Below are 3,407 nucleotides of genomic sequence, written 5' to 3'. Positions count from 1 at the left end.
TGCGGCCGGCGCCGGCGCTGCGCTGGCGCTGGCCGCATGCGGGCCGCCGATGGTGCCCGACACGCTGCGCTGGGCCATTGCAGGCGCGGCGGCCAAGGCCGCCGCGAGGATCAGGGTTGAGCTCAGTCCGTGCTTCATTTATTCAGTTTTCTGATACGTTCGGAAGGCGTGATGATGTCGGTCAGGCGGATACCGAACTTGTCGTTCACCACCACCACCTCGCCCTGGGCGATCAGGCAGCCGTTGACCAGCACGTCCATCGGCTCGCCGGCCAGGCCGTCGAGCTCCACCACCGAGCCCTGCGCCAATTGCAGCAGGTTCTTGATGGCGATCTTGGTACGGCCCAGTTCGACCGTCAGCTGTACCGGGATATCGAGGATGAAATCGATATCGTTATGGGTTTCAGACTTGCTCGGCGTGCTGGAAAAATCCGTGAACACGGCGGCGCTGGCCGTCTGGGCCTGCTGTTTTTCCAGCGCGGCCGCTTCGGCCTGGGCTTGCTCGGCGATCGCCGCGCCCCATGGGTCGTCGTCCATCGTATCGTCTTGATTATCCGACATGCTTCTCTCCTGTATTGCGGTCGCCGGCAGCGGTTGCGCCGGCGTTATTTGATGTTATCGGCATTGGCGAGCAGTTTCTCCACCTTCAGCGCGTATTGTCCGTTCATCACGCCGTAGGTGCAATCCATGACCGGCACGCCGTCGACCGTGGCCGACAGCAGTTCCGGGATGCTCAGCGGGATGATGTCGCCGACGCGCATATTGAGGATCTCGTCGAAATTGACCTTGGCCGTGCCCAGCGAGGCGACGATTTCCACCTCGGCGATCTGGATCTGCTGCGTCATCAGGCGGATCCAGCGCTTGTCCACTTCCAGCGCCTCGCCCTGCAGGCTGGAGGTCAGCGAATCGCGGATCGGCTCGATCATCGAGTACGGCATGCAGAAGTGGATCTGGCCCGATACCGAGCCCAGCTCCACCGTGAAGGTCGACGCCACCACCACCTCGTTCGGGGTGGCGATGTTGGCGAACTGCGTATTCATTTCCGAGCGGATGTATTCGAACTCGACCGGATACACCGGTTCCCACGACTTGGTGTAAGCCTCGAACACGATGTCCAGGATGCGCAGGATGATGCGCTGCTCGGTCTGGGTAAAGTCGCGGCCTTCGACGCGGGTGTGGAAGCGGCCGTCGCCGCCGAACAGATTGTCCACCAGCAGGAACACCAGGCCCGGATCGAACACCATCAGCGCGGTGCCGCGCAGCGGCTTCATGTGCACCAGGTTCAGGTTGGTCGGCACCACCAGGTTGCGGATGAACTCGGAATACTTGGACACCCGCACCGAACCGACCGACACCTCGGCGCTGCGGCGCAGGAAGTTGAACAGGCCGACGCGCAACAGCCGGGCGAAGCGCTCGTTGATAATTTCCAGCGTCGGCATACGCCCACGGACGATACGTTCCTGGGTGGCCAGGTTATACGTTCGTACTCCCGCGACATCTTCCTGCGCCTGGACATCGTCCTGGTCGCCGTTGACGCCCTTCAGAAGGGCATCGACTTCTTCCTGGGAGAGAAAATTATCAGCCATGACGATCTACTTACTGAATGATAAACGAAGTGAACAGCACATCTTCGATGTCCTGCGGCGCGCCGCGGTCCTCGAAGGGTTCTTTGAGCTGGGCGATGATTTCCTTGGCCAGCTGGATCTTGCCGTCCGGCGTATTGATGTCCATCGCGCGCTTGCTCGACAGCAGCAGCAACATGCGGCTGCGCACCTTGGCCATATTGTTTTTGACGTTTTCCTTTTCTTCCAGGCCGCCCACTTCCAGCGTGAACGCCAGTTGCAGGTACTGGTCGCCGCCATTGTCGCCCGGTTGCAGGTTGACCGTGAACGGATCGACCGGCACATATTCCGGCGGGCCGGCTTTGGCCTTCTTGGCGTTCTTGTGCTTGTTCTTGGCCGGCGCCTCTTCCTCGGCGGCGTCGCCTTTGCCATGCAGGAAGAACCAGGCCGCGCCGCCACCGATCCCGCCCAGCAGCAAAACCACCGCGAGGATGATGATGATCAGTTTTTTGCTGCCGCCACCGCTGGGCGCTGCTTCAACTTTCTGATCGGCTTTCATTTTTGGATTCGCTTTCAAAGTAGCCCTTGCATGATGCGGAAGTGGATCATGACGCCATTATGTCATTATCGGTTGCGACTGCGACATAGCATACGCCGAAAAGAAGGGCGATCCTGTGGCTGCTCGACGTTTCCATGGTGGAACAAACAACAAAACCGGGAAGGCGCTGTCGCCGCTCCCGGTTTTGGCCGCTTCAAGGCCGGGATCAGGCGAAGGTGTCGACCGCGCCGGCCGGCACGCGGCGCGCCGGCGGGGCGCTGCGCACCACCTCGGTACTGCCGCTGTCGCCGCCGAAACGCTCGCCCGAACGGCTGCCGCCGCGCTGGCCGCCGCCGCTCTGCGCCGACGCGGCGGCCTGCTGGTTAAAGCCGTTGTTCTGGTCCGACATGCCGGCCGAGACGGTGGCGTTGCCCAGCTGGATGCCGGCCTCGCTCATCATTTCGCGCAGCTTGGGCATGGCCGCCTCCAGCGCCTGGCGCACTTCCGGCGTGGCCGAGCTGAAGGCGGCGGTGGCCTGGTCCTTGTTCACGCTCAGCACGACCTGCAGCGGGCCGAGGTCGGGCGGATTCAGTTCCATCGTGGCGCTTTGCTCGCCGCCGGCGGCCATGAAAATGATTTTTTGACCCAGTTGCTGGTCCCAGGCCTGGGTGCCGACGCGGCTGCTGAGCTTGTCCGTCGGCACGGCGGTGACGGCCGCCTTGGCCGCTTCCAGCGCCGATTGCGCGGCCGGCGCGATGGTGATGGCCGGCGCGGCTTCCTTCAGCACCGGCGCCGCTTCGGTCGGCTGGGTGGATTTCGGCGTGAACACCGCTTGCAATGGATCGGACTGGCGCTGGGTGCGGGCGACCTGGTCGTGGTTTTCCATGCCGGGGCCGGCCTTGATCGGCGCCGCCGGTTGCGTCGGCGCGGCCGGGGCGGCGTCGGTGGTGTCGGACAGGGGGTCGATGACCGGGCCTTCCGGCACGGCGCTGACCGGCTTGGTTTCGATCGGGGCTTGCTTGCCGCCCGCTGCGGTGATGGCGGCGCCGGTGGAATGGGCCGTGGTGCTGGCCGAGGCGGCGGCCTTGGCGGCTGCGGCGGCCGCATCGGCGGCGGTTTGCGCGGCCGTGCCGGCCTGGTTCAGGGCGGCCTTGAAGTCGGCGGCGGCGTTGGCGTCGTCGCCGGCCTGGGCGGTTTTCAGGGTGGCGGCATCGGGCGTGGCGGCGGCTTGCGGGGCGGCGCTGGCCTTGGCGTCGACGGCGGTGGCGGCATCGTCGGTCGCGGCGGCGCCGGCTGCGGCGGATGCGG

4 protein-coding genes are annotated in these 3,407 nt (G+C 64.7%); all 4 read right to left on the bottom strand.

What is annotated here, in order from left to right:
* Window positions 1-134: 134 nt before the first annotated feature.
* On the bottom strand, window positions 135-560 hold the full coding sequence (gene fliN, locus GEV02_RS32490; RefSeq protein ID WP_152841911.1) for a flagellar motor switch protein FliN: 426 nt from the start codon (window positions 558-560) through the stop codon (window positions 135-137).
* Between the two features lie 44 nt (window positions 561-604).
* Window positions 605-1,585, bottom strand: coding sequence for a flagellar motor switch protein FliM (gene fliM / locus GEV02_RS32485; RefSeq protein ID WP_152841910.1), 981 nt, complete (start codon window positions 1,583-1,585; stop codon window positions 605-607).
* Window positions 1,586-1,595: 10 nt separating this feature from the next.
* Window positions 1,596-2,120 (bottom strand): flagellar basal body-associated protein FliL, encoded by a 525-nt coding sequence (gene fliL / locus GEV02_RS32480; RefSeq protein ID WP_152841909.1) that lies wholly within the window; start codon window positions 2,118-2,120, stop codon window positions 1,596-1,598.
* A gap of 205 nt (window positions 2,121-2,325) precedes the next feature.
* Window positions 2,326-3,407 (bottom strand): flagellar hook-length control protein FliK (locus GEV02_RS33620; protein WP_152841908.1); only part of this gene is annotated, 1,082 nt, incomplete at its 5' end.

This window comes from Rugamonas aquatica, from assembly GCF_009380215.1.
Classification (GTDB): Bacteria; Pseudomonadota; Gammaproteobacteria; order Burkholderiales; family Burkholderiaceae_D; genus Rugamonas; species Rugamonas aquatica_B.
This window is presented reverse-complemented; position numbering and strand designations above follow the sequence as displayed.

What these genes read in the sequence shown, in the direction of transcription:
- fliN (WP_152841911.1), bottom strand. Translation starts at nt 560, where the DNA reads ATGTCGGATAATCAAGACGATACGATGGACGACGACCCATGGGGCGCG.
- fliM (WP_152841910.1), bottom strand. Translation starts at nt 1,585, where the DNA reads ATGGCTGATAATTTTCTCTCCCAGGAAGAAGTCGATGCCCTTCTGAAG.
- fliL (WP_152841909.1), bottom strand. Translation starts at nt 2,120, where the DNA reads ATGAAAGCCGATCAGAAAGTTGAAGCAGCGCCCAGCGGTGGCGGCAGC.